Origin of the sequence: uncultured Tateyamaria sp. (assembly GCF_947496075.1) — a bacterium.
In the GTDB taxonomy this organism is placed as follows: domain Bacteria; phylum Pseudomonadota; class Alphaproteobacteria; order Rhodobacterales; family Rhodobacteraceae; genus Tateyamaria.
Map to the genome: position 1 here is coordinate 457,042 of NZ_CANMBJ010000006.1, position 22,934 is coordinate 479,975.

A 22,934-nucleotide genomic window follows, 5' to 3' on the forward strand; every position below is an offset into this window, starting at 1 on the left:
ACAGGCCACTCAGCACATATGAAAGGCAATGCCATGAAATCGTTCCTTTGCGCGTTCACGCTGGCTGCAACGCTCGCCTGTTCGGCTGTTGCAGATGTGGAGGCGGACTTGGACTACATGATCTCGCAACAGGTCAATCGGACTATGTTCGAAGGTGCGTTGGCTGCGCAGCGCCCCCTGTTGGTGGGCGCGATCGAGAACGATTTGCGCAAACGTGGCATGGGCGTTTCGGACATCGAGCGCTTTCTCGATATCTTCATGGAAGAGTTCATTGACGAATTCACGGACACGATGCAGGACGAGGCGCGCGCGCTTTACCGTGACAGCTTCAGCGATCAGGAGATAACTGACATCGCAGCGTTCCTGCGCACGCCATCCGGTCAGGCATTGACAGCTGCGACCCCGAAACTCATGGCTGATGGCGCGAAACGCGGACAAGTTGCGGGGCGAGAAGCAGGAAAAAATGCTGCACCGCGCGTGCTGCGCCGCATCCGTGATGAAGGTATCACCTTCGACAACCCGCTCGTAATCGATCAATTGATCGAGGAATTCGACATCTAGTTCGACGGTCTGGCTTCAACCGGTATCACCTTGTCACCGCGTGATAAAATCCCAGGTGTCACTACCTCGGCGCACCAACCGCCATGCCCGCGCATCGCGGCATAGCCGCCGTGGCCCAACAATCGCTCCATCAGGCTGCAAGGTGCGCAGATGGTGGTAAAGCGCAAAACGGCTGTGCCCAGTTGCACCTCACGACCCTTGAGGCCCGCTAGATTGATGCCTTGCACCATGATGTTGCGGCGCAGCAGTGTCGGATCAATCTGGTCACGTCCCAGATACGAGGCGATGGCGGGCAAGTGTTCGGCCTGCACCAACGTGACGGCTCGTTTACCTGCGCGACCGCGATCACCTTCGATGCCGGTTTCCGAAATCTTGGCCGTGTCCAAGACCTGAATGTCCACCGCGCGCGCTGGGCGCACACCAATCCATGCCACCGTTCCGGGCTGCGCCCAGCGGGCCATCATGTCGTGAAGTTCGCTCACCGTTCTTCGCTGCGTTCCCTGCGTGCTTCGAGGCCGACAAGGTCCGGCAACCGCTCAAGGGGATAGTTCGGGTGCAGCACCCAGATGCCCGCCTCGTCCTGTTCAAGGGGTCGCAATGTGCCCCCCGGAAAGGCTCGCGTGCGCAAAGCCAATACAACGTCGGACAGGACGGCCGGGTTGTCGCGGAAATAGGCATGTCCGAAGCCACCGCGCACATTTTCCACCCGGATGAAATGCACCAGCCCCTCTTTCTGGAGGATTGCCAGTTCACCATCGACAAAATCTTCGTTCCTGAGAGCACCCAGCCGGATCGAACGGGTCAGATAAGCCGACAAGCGCAACGCGCCGTCGTTCGGGTTGATGTACAGATTGATCTGTTCAAAGGATTCCGAAAAGCGTTCGGCCTGCAAGCGTTGACGCACGATATCAACGTCAAGATCGGGGGCCGCCATGATCAATGTGCCCGTTTTGAGGGCAAGCTTGGGGTGTACACCGGCGCCGCGCGCTTCGATCATCAGTTCGCGCAGGGCCGTCGTGACCACATCCGTGCCACGCGAATGCGCAATGATGTCGATGTTGTCGACCTCTGGCATATCCGCCAGTATGCGCAGGAATTCCTTGGTGTGGTGTACGGAAAAGACACCCGCATCCCGGTCACGGAAGTAACCAAGCGGACCAACCCCGTTGCCGGCAGGCCATGTGAAAGAAACCGGAACAGACTCGCGCCCGGCAAAGTGCCACATGTTGGCAAGCGTCGTCAGGCTGTCTTCGAAATCGTTGTTGAAGCCGTGGACATAGACCAGCAGGCTGCGGTTGCCGGTTTGGGCAATCTCGTCCGCGATCACAGCCTGAAAGCGGGCGGCCTGTTCGTTGTAGACATCCAATGACTGTTGCAGGTGGTTGAGCTGCCCGTCTGCCCGGGCGTAGGGCAGTGGCGTTGCTTCGAACCGCACGATCTCTTGGAAATCCGGCACCCAGAGGCTCGAAATGTTTTGATCGGAGTCGCTGCGGGTCCTGTCCAGCAGTTCTTCCCACCCCAGATCGCGTCCGAACTTGACCGTGGCTGCCCCAAACGCCATCGAATCCGACCTGTTGGCCCCATAGTTTTCACCATTCGGTGCGCGATCGGTCATGTAGAAAATCTTGGGTTCGGCGGTGCGCCAGACCGCGGGCACCAGATCATCGGGGTAATTCAGACCGCTTCGATACAGGTTTGGTGGTGGCGCAAGACTGATGCCAACCGCGCAGCCTCCCATGACCCAGCAGACTGCAAACAGGATAAACCGCCTCATGTCAGGCACTTCCGTAGGTTGCGTTGATCACCGCTAACACAGGTCGGTTGGCTTCACCAAATGACATTTCCATGGCCGGCGATGCATTGCCCTTTGCCCGCGTGCCGGGTAGACGGACCTGCACAGTTTTTCCGGGAGGATGCCATGGCTGCCTATCAATATGTCTATCACATGTCGGGTGTCTCCAAGACCTATCCCGGGGGCAAGAAGTGCTTTGAGAATATCCACCTGAACTTCCTGCCGGGCGTGAAGATCGGTGTCGTGGGTGTGAACGGCGCCGGTAAGTCCACGCTGATGAAGATCATGGCGGGCATGGACAAGGATTTCACCGGCGAGGCGTGGGTCGCCGAGGGCGCCAAGGTCGGCTATCTGCCGCAGGAGCCGCAACTGGATCCGGCCCTGTCCGTGCGCGAGAACGTGATGCTGGGCGTGGCCGAGAAGAAGGCCGTTCTGGACCGCTACAACGAGCTGGCCATGAACTACTCGGACGAGACGGCGGACGAAATGGCCGCCCTGCAGGACCAGATCGATGCAGAGAACTTGTGGGATCTGGACAGCCAGATTGATGTGTCGCTGGAAGCGCTGCGCTGCCCGCCCGACGATGCGGATGTAACCACCCTGTCGGGCGGTGAAGCCCGCCGCGTCGCGCTGTGCAAGCTGCTGCTGGAAGCGCCCGAAATGCTGCTGCTTGATGAGCCGACCAACCACCTTGATGCCGAAACCATCGCGTGGCTGCAACAGCACCTGATCGACTACAAGGGCACGATCCTGATCGTGACCCACGACCGTTACTTCCTCGATGACATCACCGGGTGGATCCTGGAACTCGACCGCGGGCGCGGCATCCCCTACGAGGGCAACTACTCCGCATGGTTGGAACAGAAGGCCAAGCGGCTTCAGCAGGAAGCCCGCGAGGACAAGAGCCGCCAGAAGACGCTGGAGCGCGAACTGGAATGGATGCGGCAGGGCGCCAAGGCGCGGCAGGCCAAGTCCAAGGCCCGGATCAATGCCTATAACGAGATGGCTGATCAGTCTGAGCGCGAGAAGCTGACGCGCGCACAGATCGTGATCCCGAACGGGCAGCGCCTTGGATCGAAAGTGATCGATGTGCAGGGCCTGTCCAAGCACATGGGTGACAAACTGCTGGTTGAGGGGCTGGATTTCTCTCTGCCCCCCGGCGGGATCGTGGGCGTCATCGGCCCCAACGGTGCGGGCAAGTCGACCCTCTTCAAGATGCTGACCGGGCAGGAAACGCCCGATGCGGGGACCATCGAATTGGGCGACACGGTGCAATTGTCCTATGTCGACCAGTCGCGCGATGATCTGGCTGCGAACGATACCGTATGGGAAGCCATTTCCGGCGGGGCCGAGATCATTGAGCTGGGTGACGCGCAGGTGAATTCCCGCGCCTACTGCTCATCCTTCAACTTCAAGGGTGGCGACCAGCAAAAGAAGGTGTCGCTGCTGTCAGGTGGTGAGCGCAACCGCGTGCACATGGCGCGGCTATTGAAAGAGGGCGGCAACGTGCTGCTCTTGGACGAACCGACCAACGATCTGGACGTCGAGACATTGCGGGCACTGGAAGACGCCTTGGTCGATTTCGCGGGCTGTGCGGTCGTGATCTCGCACGACCGGTTCTTCCTTGACCGGATCTGCACACACATCCTCGCGTTCGAAGGGGATGCGCATGTGGAGTGGTTCGAGGGGAATTTCGAGGATTACGAAGAAGACAAGAAGCGTCGGTTGGGGCCAGATGCCCTTGAGCCCAAACGACTGAAACACAAGAAGTTCGTACGTTGAGTTTTACAAAGTAAAACTCAACGGGTGCGAGGCAGCGTCTGCGCAGCAGGCGCGTTCGCACTCAGTTGAAATCTGGGCGCGATATAGGCGGACGGACTTTTTGAGTTTACGTTTGGGTTCAAGGCGTGCGCGTAGCGGCACCCGGTTGGATTGAAGTGCACGCGTATAAGTAGTTTGTTATCACAATTGTTTTGCTCGGGGGCGATGCAAATGTTTCATCAAAATGAATTTTATAACTTCATTTGCTCTGCCTTTGAAGACAACTGGGAAAAAAGCCCAACAACCTTCGTCAAGTACCGCGTTTTTGAATACACAGAACCTTCGGTTCTGGAGGCGCTAGTCGGCTCAAAAACAGAAATACTCGAGCAGATGGTCGGTCTACCAACGCTATTCGTATACGAGGACATGGTGGATAAGCTTGCGCGAGTTGGAACTGTTACAGGAATCAATGAAATAGGTTCGGAATTTCATCTATCATTCGAACTGTCAGAAGAGTTTGAGCCCATTTCTAACGAAGACTTGGCCAACCTTACTTTCGAGCTTGACCTTGAGCCTTTCGAGTTTTCGCGCACACATTGGGCAGTAAAACATGTTAACCTTTTGAAGACGTTGGAACAGCGTGGGTTTCGAATACCAAAATCGAACACAGAAGGACGACTAGGCTCTGGCGCTTCTAAACCTGTCGAGCGGTCCGATAAGACAACGAAAGTCTTTATCAGTTACTCACATGCCGATGTGCAATTTCTTGATCGTCTAAAGCTTCACCTTAAACCCTTGATGGACAGGTTGGATTTGGAGATTTGGTCCGATACCAAACTTGTCGGAGGAGACGATTGGAAAGCAGAGATAGAAGTCGGATTAAGCAATGCCTCTGTTGCTATACTAATAGTTTCTGCCGATTTTCTTGCGTCTGATTTTATTGCAAAATTTGAACTTCCACCTCTCTTGGAGAAACACGAGAAAGACGGTTGCAGGATAATTCCAGTAATTGCGAAGCCATGCTTTTTTGCTGGTAATGCCGAAATTAGCCGCTTTCAAGCTGTGAACGATCCTAAAGATGCCTTGCAATCCCTAACTGAAGCAAAACGTGAAGAAGTCTTCGCCAAAGTTGCGCAATTGGTAAACGATCTAGCAAGTTGAAGCCCCCGCCCATCGGGGCGGTCGGGGGCGGCGAAAACGCGGGGCGTTTCCGGGGTGAGCAACTCAGGCGTTGATGCAAATCGAATTGGCATTGTAGCGTCTGGACATGCACATCATCGACATCTGGGTGAATTGCCCCTCCATCGATACGGCCGATGCGATCACGGACGCGCTGCTTGACCAGCACCTCATCGCCTGTGCCAACCGCTACGCCCCGATCCAAAGCGCCTATGTCTGGGATGGTGCCATCCAGCGCGAGCAAGAGCATCCGCTGCTTCTGAAAACCAGGGCCGACCTCGCCCAGCAGGTTGAGGACGCCGTGCGGGCCCTCCACCCCTACGACGTCCCGCCGATCATCCGGATCGAAGCCACTGCCAATGCCGACTATCTTGCATGGGTCCACGCCGTCACCCGCCCGACATAGGGCGCGCCGTCACGGCATGCGTGCAAAGGGTCTTTGAAGTTCCCGCATGCGCGTTTCCTAACAGGTGGTTAATCCGCCTCTGTAACCCATTGAAATTCCTGACCCGCGAACCTGTCCCAGCATGGGACATGAAAAAAAGGGGCCAAGAATGTCGACCCCTCACCATAATTGCTGGCCGCCGACATCACGACATAGCCGCTCTTTTCCTGCACCACCTAGGGCCGGTTGATCGAGGCCATCGCCAAGGATTATCTGACCAACATCAGATCAGACATATTCTTGGGAAAAGCGATGCCAGATTGAAAAGCATTCGTTAACCCGGACTTGCGAAGCTCTCGAGGGGAGCAAGAGAAGCAATGATATACATCTACCTCAGATACCTCGCTATCATCGGCACGGTTGTGTTGCTGCTTTTTGGCATCTCTTTCTTTCCGCCGCTTACAAGCGGCGGCAATTCAGCCGGTTCTGGTGTGAGCCAGGCCGAATATGAAGAAATTACAGGACAAGAGTTGGCCTACTGCGAGAACAGCGCATACGACGTTGATTGCGAGTGTTTTGCCGAGATATCTGGTCACATCCTGTCTCAGCAAGAAACCAAGGTTCCTTTTGCCGTGTATCCCGACAGGACAGCACTTGCGCGGGGGCAAGCGTCGGGCGAATGCTGAGGTCAGGGGCAGAAGAGCGGTGCCACGAACGGGTCTGTGGGTGGTGTCGCCCAAGCGGCGCGGCGCAGTAATCACTTCAGCATGCCTGCATTTGGCGTCTGCCGTGTCCTTTGTTCTGGGGAATGACACGCGTGATTGCCAGCCTTGTTTCAGAGTGCCCCGATCGGCACGGTCACTGTCGTCCCTACAACGCTTTCACCATGGTCAGAGAGGACTTGGACATTGGCATGTTCGATGTCGCCGCGCTTCATGGGTGTCGGCATTGAAGGTCCAATTGTGTCACAAGAAAGAGCGCTGTAACCTCTTTGGCTTAGCGGAACGGCGACGAATTATTAGAATACGTATTGTGTTGCTAGAGAGTATCGAACTCTCGCGCTCAGCGTATCCCGCAAGGGATGCACGTACGTCGAGGCCTGACACTTGCGGAGAAGCGCCTCTGTCTCAATGGGTCGGGAAACGATGGTGCTGCTGGAGAGAATCGAACTCTCGACCTCTCCCTTACCAAGGGAGTGCTCTACCTCTGAGCTACAGCAGCGCCGTGCGCGGCGGGATAGCCCCAAACCGCCACCCATGCAAGCCCATTCTGGACGCCAAATGCCCCCTGCGCTACAGAAGCGGCATGGCAGATAAAACCCCACCCAAGCCCACGGCAAAAGACGACCGCGACGCGCGGCTCAAACAGGCGCTCAAGTCCAATATGGCCAAGCGCAAGGCACAAGCCAAGGCACGGGCACAGGCAGGCAATAAAGAGGAGCAGGACAATGGATAGCATATTGGTCAAGGGTGGCGGCACCCTGAACGGGCAGATCCCCATCGCGGGGGCCAAGAACGCCTGCCTGACGCTGATGCCAGCGACCTTGCTCAGTGACGAGCCGCTGACGCTCACCAATGCGCCGCGCCTGTCGGACATCCGCACCATGACGCAACTGCTGCAATCGCTCGGGGCCGAGGTCACGTCGATGCAGGACGGGCAGGTGCAGGCGATGTCCTGCCATGGCGCGATCAACACGCGCGCCGAATACGACATTGTGCGCAAGATGCGTGCCTCGAACCTGGTGCTTGGCCCGCTTCTGGCGCGGGAAGGGCATGCCGAGGTCTCCTTGCCTGGCGGTTGCGCCATCGGTGCGCGGCCCATGGACATCCACACTGATGGCCTGGCCAAGATGGGGGCAGAGATCGACCTGCGCGACGGCTACCTGCACGCCAAGGCGGAGGGCGGCAAGCTCAAGGGGGCGGTGATCGACTTCCCCTTCGCGTCCGTGGGGGCCACCGAAAACATCATGATGGCCGCGACGCTCGCCAAGGGCACCACGGTCATCAACAACGCCGCGCGCGAGCCCGAGATCGTGGACCTTGCCACCTGCCTTCGGGCCATGGGCGCGCAGATTGAGGGCGACGGGACACCCTCCATCACCATTCAAGGCGTGGACAAGCTGCACGGCGCCACCCACCGCGTTGTCACTGACCGGATCGAGCTGGGCACCTACATGCTGGCCCCGGCCATTTGCGGGGGCGAGGTTGAGCTGCTCGGCGGCAAGATCGACCTTGTGGGCGCCTTCTGCGAAAAGCTGGACGCGGCAGGGATCAGCGTTTCGGAAACCGACAAGGGGCTGAAGGTCGCGCGCAAGAACGGGCGCATCCGCGCCGTGGATGTGACGACCGAACCCTTTCCGGGCTTCCCGACCGACCTGCAGGCACAGATGATGGCGCTGCTCTGCACGGCCGAGGGCACATCGGTGCTGGAAGAAAAGATTTTTGAGAACCGCTTCATGCACGCGCCGGAATTGGTGCGCATGGGGGCTGATATCGAGGTGCATGGCGGAACGGCCACCGTGAAAGGGGTCGACCAACTGAAAGGCGCGCCGGTCATGGCAACGGACCTGCGGGCGAGCGTCAGCCTGATCCTTGCGGGCCTTGCTGCGAAAGGGGAAACGCGGGTTGCACGCGTCTATCACCTTGACCGCGGCTATGAACATGTGGTGCGCAAGCTGTCGGGCGTAGGTGCAAATATTGAACGGATTTCGGGGGACTGATGCAAGACGCACGGTTTGAAGACGGGCGCGAGGCGCCTCTGAACCTTGGGGCACTGGATGCGGATGATCTGCAGGTGGTGTCGTCGCTGGTGCAGGATGCGGTGTTTCCGATCACGGAAATGCGTTGGGATGCACGCGGGCGATCCTTTGCTCTGCTGGTCAACCGCTTCCGTTGGGAAGATGAAGGCAAGGATCGTCACGCGCCCGAGCGGGTGCAATCCCTGCTGGCCTTCGCTGGCGTTTTGCGGGTCTCCAGTCAGGGCGTGGATCGGTCGGACAAGGATGTGATCCTGTCGCTGTTGTCGGTCACATTCGAGGCGGGCGAGGATGGGGCAGGGGAGATCCTGCTGACGCTCGCGGGCGATGGTGCGCTGCGCCTGTCGGTCGAAGCGATTGACGTGACGCTCAAGGATGTGACCAGACCCTACATGGCCCCGTCGAAATCGGTGCCCAAACACGATGACTGACCTGTCCGTGCGCCGTCTGACCGGCGCAGATGCGGCAGACTGGCGCGCGCTGCGGCTCGAGGCGTTGTCGACTTACCCACAGGCGTTCCTAACCACTTATGATGAGGCTGCGGCTGTGTCGTTGGACACCATCGCGGAGCGTCTGGAGAATGGGCACAGCTTTGGCGTGTTTACGGGCTCAACCCTTGTCGGCATCGGCAGCCTGATCCCTCAGACAAAAGCGCAGACAAAGCATCGGGCCGATCTTGGCGCGTTCTTTGTTCAGCCCGGTGCGCAGGGCAGTGGTGCGGCGACCGCCCTTGTCGAAGGGATCGCAGATGCCGCGGGCCAATTGGGCATCAGTCAGTTGGAACTGTTCGTGGCGGCCAGTAACGCGCGCGCCATTGCATTCTACATGCGCGCGGGCTTTCGGGAGGTTGGGCAAATACCCAACGCCACCCTGAGCGATGGTCATGCCGAGACCGACCTGATCATGATCCGCGCCATCGCGTAAGGCGTCTGCCGTACGGGGGATCCAGCACATTGTTCAAACGTGGTTCTGGTGCAGCAAGCTGCCCCTTGCCAGACATCCTTACTTCAAAAAATCAGGTGGATGTATCATGGGGGGCGCCTATCGTCCCAAACCCACCGATACTTCGGATCGTTTGAAGGTCTGCGTCTGCTAAAGTGCTTCCAAGTCAATCTACTAGCATACGTACCCTGTCTTCGAGGTCCTCAAGCAGCGCGTCTGCGGACCAGCCGGCCCGACTGCGGTGCACATAACCCTGGCGCATGTCGTGCAACAGCCGCGCGCGATCTTGAGATGGGAAATCATCTGGCAGATTTCCTTTTGCCTTCTCTTGATCGAACCGGGCGGCAAGCCGGGCATCCGTGTCCTGAATGGCCTTCTCCATCCGTTCCGCAACACCATCAACTTCGCCGACCGTTGTTGCCACGCAAGAGGCCAGAAAGCAGCCTCGTGGTGCGCCTTCCTGCTGGGTTGAGTGCGAGACCACGGACATCAAAAACCCTCGCACCGCATCCTCAATCGTTCGGGCCCCTTCAAAAGCAACAATCGGCGCGCACCCGTCGACATCCGCGTAGCGGTCGATTGTCTTGAGGTAGAGCTCGCGCTTGTCGCCAAAGGCCGAATAGATGCTGGGCCCGCTGATGCCCATCGCGGCGGTCAGATCCTTCATGGACGTTGCGGCATAGCCCTTTGTCCAAAAGGCATTCATCGCGGCCATCAGCGCTTCGTCCTCGTCAAAGCTCCGGGGTCTTCCCATTTTTTTTGTATCGTTCACAATAAAAGTCCTTGACGGCTGTCGAGCTTTATTTATGTATCGTTCGTTAGGAAAGTCAAGGAGAGCGCTCATGCAGCCTGCAAGGCCAGCACCCGGAGAAATATTTCCTGCGATTGAAGTTCCCAAGCTTGGGGGAGGCTCCCTTCGGCTGGGTGTTCCGTCCAAAGGATATGACTGGCAGATGATCGTGGTTTATCGGGGCAAGCACTGCCCCATCTGCACGCGTTACCTGGGCGAGATCAACGAGGCTGTAGCTGCCTTGAAAGAGCTGTCCATCGAAGTTGTTGCGGTGTCTTCTGACAGTGCAGCGCGAGCCAAGGACCAGATTGGCGAGGTGAGCCCTGACTTCTCCGTCGGCTATGGCCTGTCGATAGAAGATATGAAGGCGCTGGGCCTTTACATCTCAAGCCCCCGCCACGGGATCGATGTTGAAGGCCCGTTTGCAGAGCCGGGTCTGTTCGTGGTGAACGAAGATCGCGAATTGTGCATGGTCGACATCTCGAACGTTCCGTTCCTGCGCCCGCAAATGCCCTCTTTGGTCCGTGGCCTTCGGTTCATGCGCGGCATGACGGAGCCCTTTCCGGCCAACGGCATCTATGCCTGAAACACCGCTTTCCCAAGAAAGAGAAACTTCATGACAATGACCACAGATCACCCGAATACCGCTGCCGTCAAAGCCACGCTGGACAGTCTTATCACCGGCGTATCCGGCCATGCCTTCGACGTGCTGGACCGCACCTACCACAAGGATATGCGCACCTATCTTCTGACCGATGACGGGGTGCTGATACAGAATGACAAACCGGGCTTCATGGAGCATGTGAAGGCCGCGATGTCCCAGATGGGCGACCCGAACCCATGGGCCGAGTATCATCTGGTCGAAGCTGACGACACCCGTGGCCATATCCTCATCAGCCGCAAGAACAACGTGACCAACCGCAAACAGTTGGTGACGCTCAGCATCGACTTCACGTTCGAAGAGGACCGCTGGCAAATCACGCGAGAGGTCATCATGACGCGCAACGAGGTGAACTAGGTCCACCTCAAGTCGTCCAAGCGCTCCTCGGAGCGCTCTTTCACGATCATCCCCGCCCCAGCTCAACGGAGACACCCAAGATGAAACGCATCCTATTTGCCCCTCTGATCATGACATTCACCTTCGCAACGGTGGCTCATGCAGAAACGGGCATTCCGGCCACCCTCACCGCAGTGAATGATGAGTTTAACGCGGCTGCCGCCGCTCATGACCCAGAGCGCCTGGTGAACCTGTACGCAAACGATACGCTTTGGATCGCTCAGGGCGCTCGGGTGACGCAAGGCCTGCAAGGACCACGTCAACTCTTTGAATTTGTTACGCAGAACAAAGGCGAGGTCACGCACACGATTGACCATCTCTTTGTCTCCGACGACGAAACGCTGGCCGTGATGATTGGTTCCGTCGATGCCAAGATCGAAAGCCAGGGTATGGATGCGACGGGTACGTATTTGTTTGTTCTGGAACCCGAAGATGACGGTTGGGAGATCGTCACAGACATGTGGCATCAGCACAGCGAATGAACATTCCCTAAAACGCTGTGGTTTGTCCGGCTCTTTTCGTCGTCCCGACATCAGGCGTTGCGACGCTTTGAATGAACGCCCGCTTTGCAGCCTTTGGGTAAATACTGTCTGACCGTTCCACGGTCAGGCGAACGTGTCGTCTGCCCCGCCCCTTGAGCCTGCGCGACCTGCCCGCTATGTCCCGCCTCAGCCGGAAAGGACATCCATGCCCCAGTTTCTTGACCACAGCGACGCTGATTTCGAGGCGCAGTTTGCCGCCCTTCTGTCCGCCAAGCGCGAGGATAGCCCGGACGTGGATGCGGTTGTGGCCGATATCATCGCCGACGTGCGGGCGCGAGGGGATGCTGCCGTCATTGAGCTGACCGAACGTTTTGACCGCATTGCCCTGACGCTGGACACCCTGCGCATCAGCGCGGATGAGATTGCCGGGGCTGTTGCAGAGGTTGGGCAGGAGGATCGTGATGCGCTGGCCCTCGCGGCGAGCCGCATTCGCGCCTATCACGAACGCCAGATGCCCGAGGATGCGCAGTGGACCGACGAAGTCGGTGCCACGCTGGGCTGGCGTTGGACACCAGTGTCGACGGCGGGCCTCTACGTGCCTGGCGGGCTGGCCAGCTACCCGTCCTCCGTCCTGATGAATGCCATTCCGGCCAAGGTGGCGGGTGTGGGGCGTCTGGCCATCACCGTTCCCACGCCGGACGGGGTGATCAACCCGTTGGTCCTGCTGGCCGCGCAACTGTCGGGCGTGGACGAGATTTACCGTATCGGGGGCGCGCAGGCGATTGCGGCCCTCGCCTATGGCACGGATACGATTGCGCCCGTGGACAAGATCACCGGTCCTGGCAACGCCTTTGTGGCCGCTGCCAAGCGACGCGTGTTCGGCAAGGTCGGCATAGACATGATCGCGGGCCCGTCCGAAATCCTGGTGATTGCGGATGGCGACAATGATCCCGACTGGATTGCCCTCGACCTGCTCAGCCAGGCTGAGCATGACGAAAGCGCGCAATCGCTGCTGATCACGACAGATGCTGCTTTCGGGCGGGCGGTGGCTGACGCGGTGAATGCACGCCTTGAAACGCTGGAGCGCCGCGCCATCGCGGGGGCGAGTTGGCGGGACTTCGGGGCGATTGTCACAGTCCCGGACCTTGAGGTCGCGGCCGCGCTGTCGGATCGCATCGCTCCGGAGCACCTTGAGCTGTGTGTCGCTGACCCTGTGGTCCTGTCAGAAGCGATCACTCATGCCGGCGCCATTTTCCTGGGCCAGTGGACGCCCGAGGCCATCGGCGACTATATCGGCGGCCCCAACCACGTGCTGCCCACGGCCCGCTCTGCCCGGTTTTCGTCGGGCCTGTCGGTCATGGATTTCGTCAAGCGGACCACGCTGGCGCAGATGTCGCCAGAGGCTCTGCGCGCCATTGGTCCCGGGGCAGAGCGGTTGGCCGCCTCCGAAAGCCTTGAGGCGCACGGGTTGTCGGTGACTGCGCGTTTGCGCAAGTTGAACGGGTAGAAGGGGGCCAGCCCCCCGGCTGCGCCGCCCCCCGTGGTATTTTCAGCCAGAAGAAGGGCATCCCCGCTTTGGCATGAAATGCGGTGCGCGGCATTGTGGCATTGTATTGCGCGGTTCCAGACCCTAAGCATTGCGAAAGATTGTTTCGTTGCCGAAGGCCCCGCGCCATGACCCGAATTGCCCGCATCACATTGGATGATGCCAACCTACCGCCCCCAACCCCCGAGATCGAACAGGAACGCAAAGTGGCGATGTTTGATTTGCTCGAGGACAATACCTTTGTCCTGCCGGGCCGAGATGGCCGCCCGGTACCGCAGGGGCCCTACAATGTAGGTCTGTCCATTCGCGACAAGCGTCTGGTCTTTGACGTTGCCACCGAAGCTGACGAGAAGGCGGCCGAGTTTCACCTGTCCCTCGGCCCCTTCCGGCAAGTGGTCAAGGACTACTTCCAGATCTGCGAAAGCTATTTCGAGGCGGTCAAGAAGCTGCCTCCCAGCCAGATCGAGACCATCGACATGGCCCGCCGCGGCATCCACAACGAGGGCAGCCGGGTGCTTCAGGAACGGCTGGAAGGCAAGGCAGAGGTCGACACCGACACCGCCCGCCGCCTTTTTACCCTGATCTGCGTGCTGCATTTCGGCGGATAGATGACCGAAACGCTGCCGCAATCCATCCTCTTTTGCTGCGATCACAACGCGGTTCGGTCCCCCATGGCAGAGGGGATCATGAAGAAGTTCTATGGCACCGGCACCTATGTCCAATCCGTCGGCGTCAAGAACGACATGGAGATCGATGGCTTTTCCATCGCCGTGTGCCAGGAACTGGATGTGGAGCTGAGCCGCCACCGTTCGCGGAGCTTTGACGAGATGGAGGATTGGGGCGACGACCTGTCGTCCTTCGACCTGGTTGTGGCCCTCAGCCCGGCCAGTCAACGGCGTGCACTGGAATTGACGCGCTACTATCATCTTGAGGTCGAATACTGGCCGATCCTCGATCCGACCGGTCTGGGTGAGACGCGCGAGGCGAAGCTGGAAAGCTACCGCGCCGCCCGCGACCAGATCATTACCCGCCTTGTCGAGCGGTGGGGGCCGGCCAGGGAGGGCAACTGATGCAGATCGTGAGTGATTATTTCGAAGCGTTCAATGCTGGCAATGTCGAGGGCATGCTGGCTTGCCTGACCGAGGACGTGGCCCACCATGTGAACGAAGGACAGGTGCGCGAAGGCAAGGACCTGTTCCGGGCGTTTTGCACGCATATGAACCAATGCTACGCGGAGAGGCTCACCGACATGGTGGTGTTCTCGGCCCAAGGTGGCACGCGCGCTGCAGCCGAATACACCGTCAATGGCACCTACCTGCAAACGGATGAAGGGCTGCCCGAGGCGCGCGGTCAGACCTATTGCCTGCCCGCCGGGTCCTTCTTTGACATTCGGGACGGTAAAATCGCCCGCGTCACCACCTATTACAACCTTGCGGATTGGGTGCGACAGGTCGGGGCATGAGGATCGAGACACTGACCGGACCAGCCCTGACCGAAGCGCTGGATGATGTGGCAAAGCTGCGCCTCGCGGTGTTTCGGGATTGGCCGTATCTGTATGAAGGCGATGCCGCCTATGAACGTCGTTACCTCGAGGTTTACGAACAAAGCGACCGTGCGGTCGTCGTTGCGGCTTACGATGGCGACTGGATGGTGGGGGCGGCGACAGCGGCGCCCCTGGTGGAACATGCTGATGCGTTCTCCGACGCGTTTGACGGCGCGAATTTCGACATAAACTCATGCTTCTATTGCGGAGAAAGCGTGTTGCTGCCGCGCTTTCGCGGCCGTGGGCTAGGCCACCGCTTTTTTGACATGCGCGAGGCCCATGCACGCGACTTGGGCTACAAAAGTATGTGCTTTGCCTCGGTCCTGCGACCACCGGACCACCCCTTGCGCCCCAGCGCGTACCGCCCCCTGGATCCTTTTTGGGAAGGGCGTGGATATAGACGGATGCCCGGTGTTGTCGCCCATTTCTCCTGGAAGGACGTCGATCAGGGGGCCGAGACGGAAAAACCGCTGCAGTTCTGGATCAAGGACTTTTAGCTCAGGTGCACTGCCGCGCGGCGCTGTCGCTGTAGTCCTTCCAACGGCGCCAGAACCGTTCATCTGTTGAGCGATCGGACACGCGCACTTCCTGTGCCTGTTGCGGGTTGCTGAAGAACCCCGCGCCACGGCTTTGGTCCGCCGAACTCAGCGATTGGTTGGCAACGGCCTGCACGCAGCCACAGCGCGCCCGGCTGGCCTGATCCCGCCCCCCGCTTCGGCAGGCGGAATAGATCGGGCCGGTCGCAAACAGCACCGGGGTCGTGGGAACAGCCCGCGCGCTCGAATAGGAGGATCCGCCGCCACAGGCGGCCAGTCCAAGGGCCGCGGCCCCGGCAATGATCGTGGTCGAGAGTTTCATATCTCTGCTCGTCTCTGCTGTGACGGGTTGGCCCGCTCTGAATATGCAAACTATGCCGTAAACATAGGACAAGGGCAATTCACGAACAAGCGTGCAGCCGTGGACCGCGCGCGTCGCCCGGCAGGGTATCGGCGCCAGCCGATGCACGAGAGGATCAGCGCCTATCCCTTGCCCCTTTTGGCCCGCAGCACATCCCGGCCTTGGGTCGCGCCAATTTCCAAGCCTCTTGTGGAAAAACCCGCCGATGCGCGGGCAGTTGATTTGACCAGACAGGCCCGTCTGTTTATGTGAATTGCAAAAGATCGGAGAGCAGAATGAACCGCACCCGTTTGATCCTGTTGGCAGTCGTTGCCGCCACTGCACTCGCAGCCTGTGAAACCGCTAAGGGCGTCGGGCGCGACATTACGCGCGCAGCGGACGCGGTAGACCGGGCGATTTAGCGTACCGCAAGGCGGTGCGCGTCGCCCCGGCAGGGTATCGGCGCAGCCGATGCACGACAGGAGAAAGCGTGGGTGCCAGCGCAACTCCGTAGGGCGGGCTTCAGCCCGCCAAGCCCCGACCAAACACCGCCTGCGACATATCCACAAAGCACCACAGCGCGGAATCAAGGCCGTAGGCCGCCGCGCCATCGACAGGCCGCCCCCCGGACTGGCGATGGGTTGACGCTTGCACATCGCTCAGATCGAAGATGTACCCCGCCGCCATAAAGCACTGCCGCTCAAAGGTCAGACGCCAGCCCGTGGCCTGTCTATGGCGGGGCTCGTCACATTGGACCAGACGAAATCAAACCAAGCACGAAATCCACAACTTTGTGCGCGCGCAATCCAATCTTGAGCCCCGCCATTGGCCCGGAACTCTCCGCAGCCTTGGCGCGTTCTGCCAAGCTGATTTTGCCAGCACGATTGCCACTTTGCTTCAATGCGTCTGCGTTCGCCGTGTCATTTGATCCGTCGCGGAGTGTTTCGGTTGCCAAACCCAATTCAGCATCAAGCCGCCCGGTCGTTCCTTCGCGCAAATCCTCGATAAGCTGCGCACCAGCCAACCGTTGCGCGGTGTCCAGTTCCTTGAAACGCTGACTGGCCCGCGCATCGACAGCCTGTGCCACGTCTGGATGATCCGCCCGCAGTTGGAGCGCTAACTCGTCCAAAGTCGCAACCAGCATGTCCAATTCATCGTCGTTGGCAAAGGACCCATCCGCCATGCGTGCCCTGATCATGTCGCTTGCGCGGCGCAGGAATTGCTCCACCGCGTTGGGGTCGTCTAGGCAATTGTCCAAAGCATGGCGCAAGACCTTGGCCGCTGTGCTCATCTCGTTCAGATCGCAAGCGTTGCTTCGAACGGCGAGGTCGAGCGTGAAGCGGACACGGTTTTCGATGCTATCGATTAGCCTGTTTGAATCGAAACCCGTGGTTCGAACGTTGTACCATCCGCCGGCTTCCTCAAATACTTCTTCGACTTGGGGTAATCGGTCGATAAGTAGTCTGGCCTCAATCTCCCGGATCGCCTCGGCCACCTTGGCAACCGCATCTTCTCCTTCCCACACCTCATTCGGAATCAGCGCAACCTTGGTTGCCAAGTCCCAATCACGAAACGTGCCGTCCCACATTTGAGAATACCAGCTTAGCCAAAAAGCCCAATCCTGATGTTCATTAAGAAAGCTTAGAAATGCCATATGGTTGGTGGCCAATACTGGTGGCAACTCCGCGTCCGTCCAGACGGGCGTTTCCAGCAGTTCATTCGCAAAGAGCTTTGTGTCCATTTTGAGAGCAGATCGTAAAGCAAAAGAAACCGAATCTAAGTGGGGCGAAGCTTCGTCTACAGGGTGGACTGTACGAACTGCGGGAAAAGCGGCGGATAGGGAGATGTTCACAGATTTTGCAGCCCGATTTGCATAACTATTCGCTCGATCCGGGAGTGAGGAATTTGCAGCGGCAAGGGCGGCTCTTGCCGCGGCGTCCAATGAATGTTCAGAACCACTACGATGTGCGGCGGCTGCTGCATCAAGCGCGCCAGTGTGTGCAGATTCTGCCGATGGATTCGTTCTCCCGGACCCGTATTTGGAGCGGATGGTAGAAGTGAGGGTTGCGCGCAATGCACTCAGCGCAACTTGGTGCCGAAGCAATCCTCCCGCAAGGCTGATGTTTGCAATAATCCGCAGCGCAGCACGGCTGGTGAGCGCACAGCATAGTTCAAAGCTCTGTTCGTGAAACCAAACTGTAGACTGATCTATGTCCGAAAAATCCACCTCACTCACACCTGCACCCCACCTGCGACACCACCCCCATTGACCAACCCCAAAAACCCTTACATATCCCAACCATGACACCGCTCTCACATATCCGCAATTTCTCCATCGTCGCGCATATCGACCACGGGAAATCGACCCTCGCCGACCGGCTCATCCAGTCCACCAACACCGTGGCCGACCGGGACATGAAGGAACAGCTGCTCGACAGCATGGATATCGAACGCGAGCGGGGCATCACGATCAAGGCCAACACCGTCCGCATCGACTACACCGCCAAGGATGGCGAGCACTACGTCCTGAACCTGATCGACACCCCCGGTCACGTCGACTTCGCCTACGAGGTCTCCCGCTCCATGCGCGCCGTCGAAGGGTCGCTTCTGGTCGTGGACAGCACCCAAGGGGTCGAGGCGCAGACGCTCGCCAACGTCTATCAGGCCATTGATGCCGACCACGAAATTGTCCCTGTTTTCAACAAGATCGACTTACCCGCCTCTGACATTGACCGCGTCGCCGAACAGGTCGAGGATGTGATCGGCATCGACGCGTCCGGCGCCATTGCGGTGTCGGCCAAGACGGGCGAGGGGATCATGGAGACGCTGGAGGCCATCGTCACCGAACTCCCCGCCCCCAAGGGCAATCCCGACGCCGACCTCAAGGCCATGCTGGTCGACAGCTGGTACGACAGCTACCTCGGCGTCATCGTCCTGATCCGCGTCATCGACGGGCGGCTCAAGAAGGGCGAAAGGATCAAATTCCTGTCCAACAAAACCGTCCACCACGTGGATCGCGTTGGCGTCTTCCGCCCGCAAATGGAGATGGTGGACAGCCTCGGCCCCGGCGAGATCGGTTTCCTCACGGCGTCGATCAAACAGGTCCGCGACACCCGTGTGGGCGACACGATCACCCACGAACGCAAGGAAGTCGAAGCACTGCCGGGCTTCAAACCTGCCCAACCAGTGGTGTTCTGTGGCCTCTTCCCCGTGGACTCGGCCGAATTCGAAGACCTCCGCGACGCCATCGACAAACTCGCCCTCAACGACGCGTCCTTCTCCTTCGAAATGGAAACCTCCGCCGCCCTCGGCTTCGGCTTCCGCTGTGGCTTCCTGGGCCTCCTGCACCTCGAAGTCATCCGCGACCGGATCGAACGCGAATACGGCATCGAACTGATCACCACCGCGCCCTCGGTCATCTACCACGTCCACATGCGCGACGGCACGATGATGGAACTGCACAACCCCGCCGACATGCCCGACCTGTCGATCGTCGACCATATGGAAGAGCCGCGGATCAAGGCCACGATCCTTGTGCCCGACGACTACCTCGGCGACGTGCTGAAGCTGTGCCAGGACCGCCGCGGGATACAAGAAGACCTCACCTACGCCGGCTCCCGCGCCATGGTCGTCTATGACCTGCCGCTGAACGAGGTGGTGTTCGACTTCTACGACCGGCTGAAATCGGTGACCAAGGGCTATGCCTCCTTCGACTACCAACTGACGGGCTACCGCGAGGACAATCTGGTCAAGATGTCGATCCTCGTGAATGACGAGCCGGTGGACGCCCTGTCGATCATGGTCCACCGCGACCGGGCCGAAATGCGCGGGCGCGCCATGGTCGAAAAGCTCAAAGACCTGATCCCCCGCCACATGTTCAAAATCCCGATCCAGGCGGCGATTGGCGGCAAGGTCATCGCGCGCGAGACATTATCCGCCATGCGCAAGGATGTGACGGCCAAATGCTACGGCGGGGACGCGACGCGGAAGCGGAAGCTGCTTGATAAGCAGAAGGCCGGGAAGAAGAAGATGCGTCAGTTCGGGAAGGTGGATATTCCGCAAGAAGCATTTATCTCGGCGTTGAAGATGGATGGCTGAATTAAAACCTGCACCAACCAACCTTTATCGGTATCGGGGGTATACGAAAACATCGCTTGATGATTCCAAATCATTCGATCGTCTTAAGCTTGAAATAGAGAATGCGCAGAGGTCTCGCGTATGGCACTCAAGACTTTCCGAACAGAACGACCCATTTGATACCAATCCTGCCTTTGTTGATAGCTCCATCAAAGAAGTGAAAGACTTCTTTGAGAAGAGTTTTTGGCCAATTGCTGGGAGAAATGCGACTTTTGCAAATGAGGATTTTGTAAAAGCTTTGGCCGACCACGGTGTGTCGAAATCAAAGGCAAGGCGCCACCTCAAAGACTTTGGGCAGCACATAAAAACCACCCGCGCTACTTTTTCTGATTACCGCAGTAGCAGTTTGATCGCGTGTTTCTCAGACCGCCCAGACAATGTGTTGATGTGGAGCTATTATTCTTCCTCGCATGCTTCGTTCGCTTTTGAATTTGCAAGAGATCCGAGCACGAGCTCTGGTCGTGAAGCAGTTGGCGACGTCAGATACGTGTCTGAAAGGCCAATGCTGTCGACCTTGGATATGATGCATCGAATGGCTGCTTGGCGTTTTCCCGACAAATTCCAGTTATCCGGCGAAGATGAGGCTCGCATAGATAATGCCACGTTGTTATGTAAGTCTGAGCACTGGCGCCATGAGAATGAATGGCGGTCACTGAAGACTCCCAAGTTTGATCCCGGTTACTACCAAATACCGAATTATATGCTGTCTGGCATTGTATTTGGAGCAAGGTCTTCGCGATCTCTCATTGAATTTCTGGACAGCATTGTGCGCCCAAGCGTCAGGTTTTCTCAAGCCAAGCTCGATGAGAGTGATTACCGGCTAGTTTTCAATAGCTTAGAGCGATTAGATGGCTAGTAGGGTGAGGTTTCACCCCACCTGTATCCACCAAATCGGCGGGGTAAAACTCCGCCTTACACCACCAAATCCATCCCCACCCGAAACTCCGCATCCCAATGCACACTCGAATACACCCGCATCCTCCTTCGCGATCTTGCTTGCCGAACGCCGTAGGGTGGGGTTCCACCCTACCGCATGTCCCAACCGTTTCGCTTCGGTGGGTTGAAAACCCACCCCACCGGTATCGCGAATGCTCCGCGTAAACCGCGCCTTGATGGCGTCCCACCGCGTGGAAAACTCCCGGTCCCCAACCGGCAATGTCCACACGCAATGCAAATGGTCCGGCAACACTACAAAGGAATCAATGTGGAACGGACGCTCACGCTTTGTCACCCGAACTGCATCGCGCAATGCATCAATCTCATCCACCAAGACCGTCTCACCCCGCCGTGCCAACGCTACGGTGAAGAAGATGGACGCTCCGGTGATCTTGGGTCGGCGATAATTTGGCATGAGGCAACCCTGCGCGGGCCTTGGTCAATGGTGTTTGAACCGAAACGGAGGCAGCGGGGTGAACCCCGCCCTACGACACCAATCCTGACCAAACCTAACCCTCCCTCACCCTTACACTTTCTCGCCTTATCCCCACCTTCTCCACAAGAAATCCACAAGCGATATCAACAAGTTATCCCCAAGAAATTTCGCAAAAGCGTCATTTTTCCTTTGCGCGACTCACCCATCCTGGCCCAACCTCTCCTTACCGGCGCAGAGTTCTTCGAACAAAGCGGTGGACGCAAAGGCCCCGGAGGCAACGGGATGATCAGGACGGACCGCAAGGCCTAGCTTGGACATCAACGGGCAACCGGATGCAGGTCGGATCGTGTGGCCCTGAAAGGGGTGTGACGAAAGGGCGGTGTCAGCAGGGTCGATGCGAGAGGCGGTTTGACTTCGGTCGGGCAGTCTCGGCGAACGGCGGTAACGCCACGAGCAAGCTGGGCCAACATGTCGCCCTCTGGGGGGATGATGAGGTTCAACGAGGCGTCAGGGTGTGCCCTCGGGCACTGCACGGATTTCGGTTCGCGCACCTGGCGCCTTTTCGTTGTCTGAACAGTGTCCCACTCACTATCTCCACATTCGCGAAGGGCGTTCTTTGCCCTGTCGCCGCCACCATAAGGGTTCTCCGCTTACTGAACGTTGTGTTCCGTTCAAATCGCCCCGTCGTTTTGACCGACATCAATGCGCCTTCTGGCAAACCCGGGCACATTCTGCGCAGACAAGTAACGGAGGCCCCTTATGCAGCGGTTCATGCTGTTCTTTTTCCTGCACATTTTCATCGGCGCAACGATGGCCGGTTCCGGTGTTATCGCGGCGTTGTCGCTGGGTTATGGCACAGTCGGACCCATCTTGATTGCGGCCGCCGTCGGCTTCGTCGCGGCCTTCCCGGTCACATGGGTGGTACAGCGGCGGATTACAGGCATGGGCTGAGCCGGTTTAGAACGTAACGCCAGCCACCGACCCGACATTCGCATACGGAGTGCTTTCGCCCGTGCGGACAACCGCCACGGCGCTGGCACTCCGGTCCTTTTCATGCGTTCCCAAAAAACAGGAAAGCGTCCGCATCACTGCGATGGTGCCACTGCGACTGCTGGGCACCAGACCGTCAATTGTAGCCGAAGGACTCGTCTTCCATCCATTCAGGTGTTCCGATTCCGGCGCGCATCAAAAGGCATGCTGTGCCCTTGCGCTGGAAATAGAGCGCTTCCAATGCGTACCAGCCTGCTTCCGGTACAACAGCTTCAACCTGTTCGCTGGGGTCGCACCCATGTACGCCGTCAAAATAAACAACTTCCGCGCCGCCGATCTTCATCTGTAGTCCGTCATTGCTCATGAAGTCGATTTTGTACGTACCCGGCTCATCAAAGCGCACATATCCCTCGATCACGGCAACAACCTTGTGCGCCTTGCCTGAGGTCAAGGTTTCGTCACCTTCAGCCGTGTCGCGATAGTCTAAACCAGCCAATGGTTTGCCGGGCTTTGCTTTGGAATAAGCGCGTCCGGCTTCGCTGAGTGTGCGCACGCTGTCAAAGTAATATTTCACCGCAAGCCCCTGGTTCAGACCAGATGGTTGCGGATCGGCTGGTGTCAGTTTGAGGGGGGCTGCAAGGGTGGCTGTCGCCAACACGATTGTTGTGGCGGCCAGAGCGGCCGTCTTGAACATCTTCATTTGATACTCCCGTTGGTCCCGACCGCTTTTGGCGCGGCCTTGAATCAGCACGACCTTAAAAGGCCT

At 58.5% G+C, this 22,934-nt stretch carries 30 protein-coding genes and 1 tRNA gene; 21 read left to right on the plus strand and 10 right to left on the minus strand.

What is annotated here, in order from left to right; genetic code table 11:
* Window positions 1-33 precede the first annotated feature (33 nt).
* A complete protein-coding gene (locus Q1A51_RS21090; RefSeq protein WP_299602121.1) occupies window positions 34-561 on the plus strand; it encodes a DUF2059 domain-containing protein in 528 nt (175 codons plus the stop codon).
* On the opposite strand, the gene Q1A51_RS21095 is transcribed toward Q1A51_RS21090, so the two are convergent.
* Window positions 558-1,043, minus strand: a complete 486-nt coding sequence (locus Q1A51_RS21095) for an MOSC domain-containing protein (protein WP_299602124.1) — start codon at window positions 1,041-1,043, stop codon at window positions 558-560. The genes Q1A51_RS21090 and Q1A51_RS21095 overlap by 4 nt on opposite strands.
* Window positions 1,040-2,335, minus strand: coding sequence for an alpha/beta hydrolase (locus tag Q1A51_RS21100; protein ID WP_299602127.1), 1,296 nt, complete (start codon window positions 2,333-2,335; stop codon window positions 1,040-1,042). Before Q1A51_RS21100 ends, Q1A51_RS21095 begins: the two co-directional genes overlap by 4 nt.
* A 144-nt stretch (window positions 2,336-2,479) precedes the next feature.
* Between Q1A51_RS21100 and ettA the strand changes: the two genes are divergently transcribed.
* The 4 genes from ettA (at window position 2,480) to Q1A51_RS21120 (ending at window position 6,364) form a co-directional block, all read left to right on the plus strand.
* Window positions 2,480-4,135, plus strand: coding sequence for an energy-dependent translational throttle protein EttA (gene ettA, locus Q1A51_RS21105; RefSeq protein ID WP_299602130.1), 1,656 nt, complete (start codon window positions 2,480-2,482; stop codon window positions 4,133-4,135).
* Between the two features lie 210 nt (window positions 4,136-4,345).
* The gene (locus Q1A51_RS21110) at window positions 4,346-5,275 is read left to right on the plus strand and encodes a toll/interleukin-1 receptor domain-containing protein (RefSeq protein ID WP_299602134.1); all 930 of its coding nucleotides are present in this window, start codon (window positions 4,346-4,348) and stop codon (window positions 5,273-5,275) included.
* A 106-nt stretch (window positions 5,276-5,381) separates the two neighbouring features.
* A complete protein-coding gene (gene cutA, locus Q1A51_RS21115; RefSeq protein WP_299602137.1) occupies window positions 5,382-5,699 on the plus strand; it encodes a divalent-cation tolerance protein CutA in 318 nt (105 codons plus the stop codon).
* 356 nt (window positions 5,700-6,055) lie between these two features.
* The gene (locus Q1A51_RS21120; RefSeq protein ID WP_299602139.1) at window positions 6,056-6,364 is read left to right on the plus strand and encodes a hypothetical protein; all 309 of its coding nucleotides are present in this window, start codon (window positions 6,056-6,058) and stop codon (window positions 6,362-6,364) included.
* 460 nt (window positions 6,365-6,824) lie between these two features.
* On the opposite strand, the gene Q1A51_RS21125 is transcribed toward Q1A51_RS21120, so the two are convergent.
* A tRNA-Thr gene (locus tag Q1A51_RS21125) sits at window positions 6,825-6,899 on the minus strand.
* An 84-nt stretch (window positions 6,900-6,983) separates the two neighbouring features.
* Between Q1A51_RS21125 and Q1A51_RS21130 the strand changes: the two genes are divergently transcribed.
* The 4 genes from Q1A51_RS21130 to Q1A51_RS21145 are packed head-to-tail and all read left to right on the plus strand — an operon-like array spanning window position 6,984 to window position 9,357.
* Window positions 6,984-7,133: a hypothetical protein gene (locus Q1A51_RS21130; protein WP_299602141.1), complete on the plus strand. Its 150-nt coding sequence runs from the start codon at window positions 6,984-6,986 to the stop codon at window positions 7,131-7,133.
* Entirely contained in the window at window positions 7,126-8,397 is a 1,272-nt protein-coding gene (murA, locus tag Q1A51_RS21135) for a UDP-N-acetylglucosamine 1-carboxyvinyltransferase (RefSeq protein WP_299602143.1), read from the plus strand. Before Q1A51_RS21130 ends, murA begins: the two co-directional genes overlap by 8 nt.
* A complete protein-coding gene (locus Q1A51_RS21140; protein ID WP_299602145.1) occupies window positions 8,397-8,864 on the plus strand; it encodes a DUF2948 family protein in 468 nt (155 codons plus the stop codon). The genes murA and Q1A51_RS21140 overlap by 1 nt, the downstream gene beginning before the upstream one ends.
* A complete protein-coding gene (locus Q1A51_RS21145) occupies window positions 8,857-9,357 on the plus strand; it encodes a GNAT family N-acetyltransferase (protein ID WP_299602147.1) in 501 nt (166 codons plus the stop codon). Before Q1A51_RS21140 ends, Q1A51_RS21145 begins: the two co-directional genes overlap by 8 nt.
* A gap of 184 nt (window positions 9,358-9,541) precedes the next feature.
* Here Q1A51_RS21145 and Q1A51_RS21150 read toward each other — a convergent pair whose 3' ends face one another.
* Window positions 9,542-10,129, minus strand: a complete 588-nt coding sequence (locus Q1A51_RS21150; RefSeq protein WP_299205781.1) for a TetR/AcrR family transcriptional regulator — start codon at window positions 10,127-10,129, stop codon at window positions 9,542-9,544.
* 88 nt (window positions 10,130-10,217) lie between these two features.
* Here Q1A51_RS21150 and Q1A51_RS21155 point away from each other — a divergent pair, with 88 nt between their 5' ends.
* The 8 genes from Q1A51_RS21155 (at window position 10,218) to Q1A51_RS21190 (ending at window position 15,290) form a co-directional block, all read left to right on the plus strand.
* Window positions 10,218-10,751, plus strand: a complete 534-nt coding sequence (locus Q1A51_RS21155) for a redoxin domain-containing protein (protein WP_299602150.1) — start codon at window positions 10,218-10,220, stop codon at window positions 10,749-10,751.
* Window positions 10,752-10,781: 30 nt separating this feature from the next.
* Window positions 10,782-11,183 carry a hypothetical protein gene (locus tag Q1A51_RS21160; RefSeq protein ID WP_299602153.1) on the plus strand — a complete coding sequence of 134 codons (402 nt, stop codon included), beginning with the start codon at window positions 10,782-10,784 and terminating at the stop codon, window positions 11,181-11,183.
* 80 nt (window positions 11,184-11,263) lie between these two features.
* On the plus strand, window positions 11,264-11,704 hold the full coding sequence (locus Q1A51_RS21165) for a nuclear transport factor 2 family protein (protein ID WP_299602155.1): 441 nt from the start codon (window positions 11,264-11,266) through the stop codon (window positions 11,702-11,704).
* A 205-nt stretch (window positions 11,705-11,909) separates the two neighbouring features.
* The gene (gene hisD / locus Q1A51_RS21170) at window positions 11,910-13,211 is read left to right on the plus strand and encodes a histidinol dehydrogenase (RefSeq protein WP_299602158.1); all 1,302 of its coding nucleotides are present in this window, start codon (window positions 11,910-11,912) and stop codon (window positions 13,209-13,211) included.
* 167 nt (window positions 13,212-13,378) lie between these two features.
* Complete coding sequence (locus Q1A51_RS21175; RefSeq protein WP_299602160.1) at window positions 13,379-13,858, plus strand: UPF0262 family protein; 480 nt, start codon at window positions 13,379-13,381, stop codon at window positions 13,856-13,858.
* Window positions 13,859-14,320, plus strand: coding sequence for a low molecular weight phosphatase family protein (locus tag Q1A51_RS21180; RefSeq protein WP_299205765.1), 462 nt, complete (start codon window positions 13,859-13,861; stop codon window positions 14,318-14,320).
* On the plus strand, window positions 14,320-14,712 hold the full coding sequence (locus tag Q1A51_RS21185) for a ketosteroid isomerase-related protein (RefSeq protein WP_299602164.1): 393 nt from the start codon (window positions 14,320-14,322) through the stop codon (window positions 14,710-14,712). The genes Q1A51_RS21180 and Q1A51_RS21185 overlap by 1 nt, the downstream gene beginning before the upstream one ends.
* Window positions 14,709-15,290 (plus strand): GNAT family N-acetyltransferase, encoded by a 582-nt coding sequence (locus Q1A51_RS21190; protein WP_299602166.1) that lies wholly within the window; start codon window positions 14,709-14,711, stop codon window positions 15,288-15,290. The genes Q1A51_RS21185 and Q1A51_RS21190 overlap by 4 nt, the downstream gene beginning before the upstream one ends.
* 1 nt (window position 15,291) lies before the next feature.
* On the opposite strand, the gene Q1A51_RS21195 is transcribed toward Q1A51_RS21190, so the two are convergent.
* Entirely contained in the window at window positions 15,292-15,651 is a 360-nt protein-coding gene (locus Q1A51_RS21195; RefSeq protein ID WP_299205738.1) for a hypothetical protein, read from the minus strand.
* Window positions 15,652-15,965: 314 nt separating this feature from the next.
* On the opposite strand from Q1A51_RS21195, the gene Q1A51_RS21200 reads away from it, so the two are divergent.
* A complete protein-coding gene (locus Q1A51_RS21200) occupies window positions 15,966-16,091 on the plus strand; it encodes an EcnA/B family entericidin (protein WP_299205730.1) in 126 nt (41 codons plus the stop codon).
* 100 nt (window positions 16,092-16,191) lie between these two features.
* On the opposite strand, the gene Q1A51_RS21205 is transcribed toward Q1A51_RS21200, so the two are convergent.
* Both Q1A51_RS21205 and Q1A51_RS21210 read right to left on the minus strand, forming a co-directional pair.
* Window positions 16,192-16,356: a hypothetical protein gene (locus Q1A51_RS21205; RefSeq protein WP_299602168.1), complete on the minus strand. Its 165-nt coding sequence runs from the start codon at window positions 16,354-16,356 to the stop codon at window positions 16,192-16,194.
* Window positions 16,357-16,414: 58 nt separating this feature from the next.
* Window positions 16,415-17,410, minus strand: a complete 996-nt coding sequence (locus Q1A51_RS21210) for a hypothetical protein (protein WP_299602170.1) — start codon at window positions 17,408-17,410, stop codon at window positions 16,415-16,417.
* 560 nt (window positions 17,411-17,970) lie between these two features.
* Between Q1A51_RS21210 and lepA the strand changes: the two genes are divergently transcribed.
* Window positions 17,971-19,767, plus strand: a complete 1,797-nt coding sequence (gene lepA, locus Q1A51_RS21215; RefSeq protein WP_299602172.1) for a translation elongation factor 4 — start codon at window positions 17,971-17,973, stop codon at window positions 19,765-19,767.
* A complete protein-coding gene (locus Q1A51_RS21220) occupies window positions 19,760-20,662 on the plus strand; it encodes a DUF2971 domain-containing protein (protein ID WP_299602174.1) in 903 nt (300 codons plus the stop codon). Before lepA ends, Q1A51_RS21220 begins: the two co-directional genes overlap by 8 nt.
* Window positions 20,663-20,674: 12 nt before the next feature.
* Here the strand turns inward: Q1A51_RS21220 and Q1A51_RS21225 are convergent, their stop codons facing one another.
* Window positions 20,675-21,157: a transposase gene (locus tag Q1A51_RS21225; RefSeq protein ID WP_299602176.1), complete on the minus strand. Its 483-nt coding sequence runs from the start codon at window positions 21,155-21,157 to the stop codon at window positions 20,675-20,677.
* Between the two features lie 780 nt (window positions 21,158-21,937).
* Between Q1A51_RS21225 and Q1A51_RS21230 the strand changes: the two genes are divergently transcribed.
* Window positions 21,938-22,129: a CTP synthetase gene (locus tag Q1A51_RS21230; RefSeq protein ID WP_299205702.1), complete on the plus strand. Its 192-nt coding sequence runs from the start codon at window positions 21,938-21,940 to the stop codon at window positions 22,127-22,129.
* A 6-nt stretch (window positions 22,130-22,135) separates the two neighbouring features.
* Here the strand turns inward: Q1A51_RS21230 and Q1A51_RS21235 are convergent, their stop codons facing one another.
* Both Q1A51_RS21235 and Q1A51_RS21240 read right to left on the minus strand, forming a co-directional pair.
* Window positions 22,136-22,264, minus strand: coding sequence for an RbsD/FucU domain-containing protein (locus Q1A51_RS21235; protein ID WP_299602179.1), 129 nt, complete (start codon window positions 22,262-22,264; stop codon window positions 22,136-22,138).
* 40 nt (window positions 22,265-22,304) lie between these two features.
* Window positions 22,305-22,868 carry a PA14 domain-containing protein gene (locus Q1A51_RS21240; RefSeq protein WP_299205699.1) on the minus strand — a complete coding sequence of 188 codons (564 nt, stop codon included), beginning with the start codon at window positions 22,866-22,868 and terminating at the stop codon, window positions 22,305-22,307.
* Window positions 22,869-22,934 lie beyond the last annotated feature (66 nt).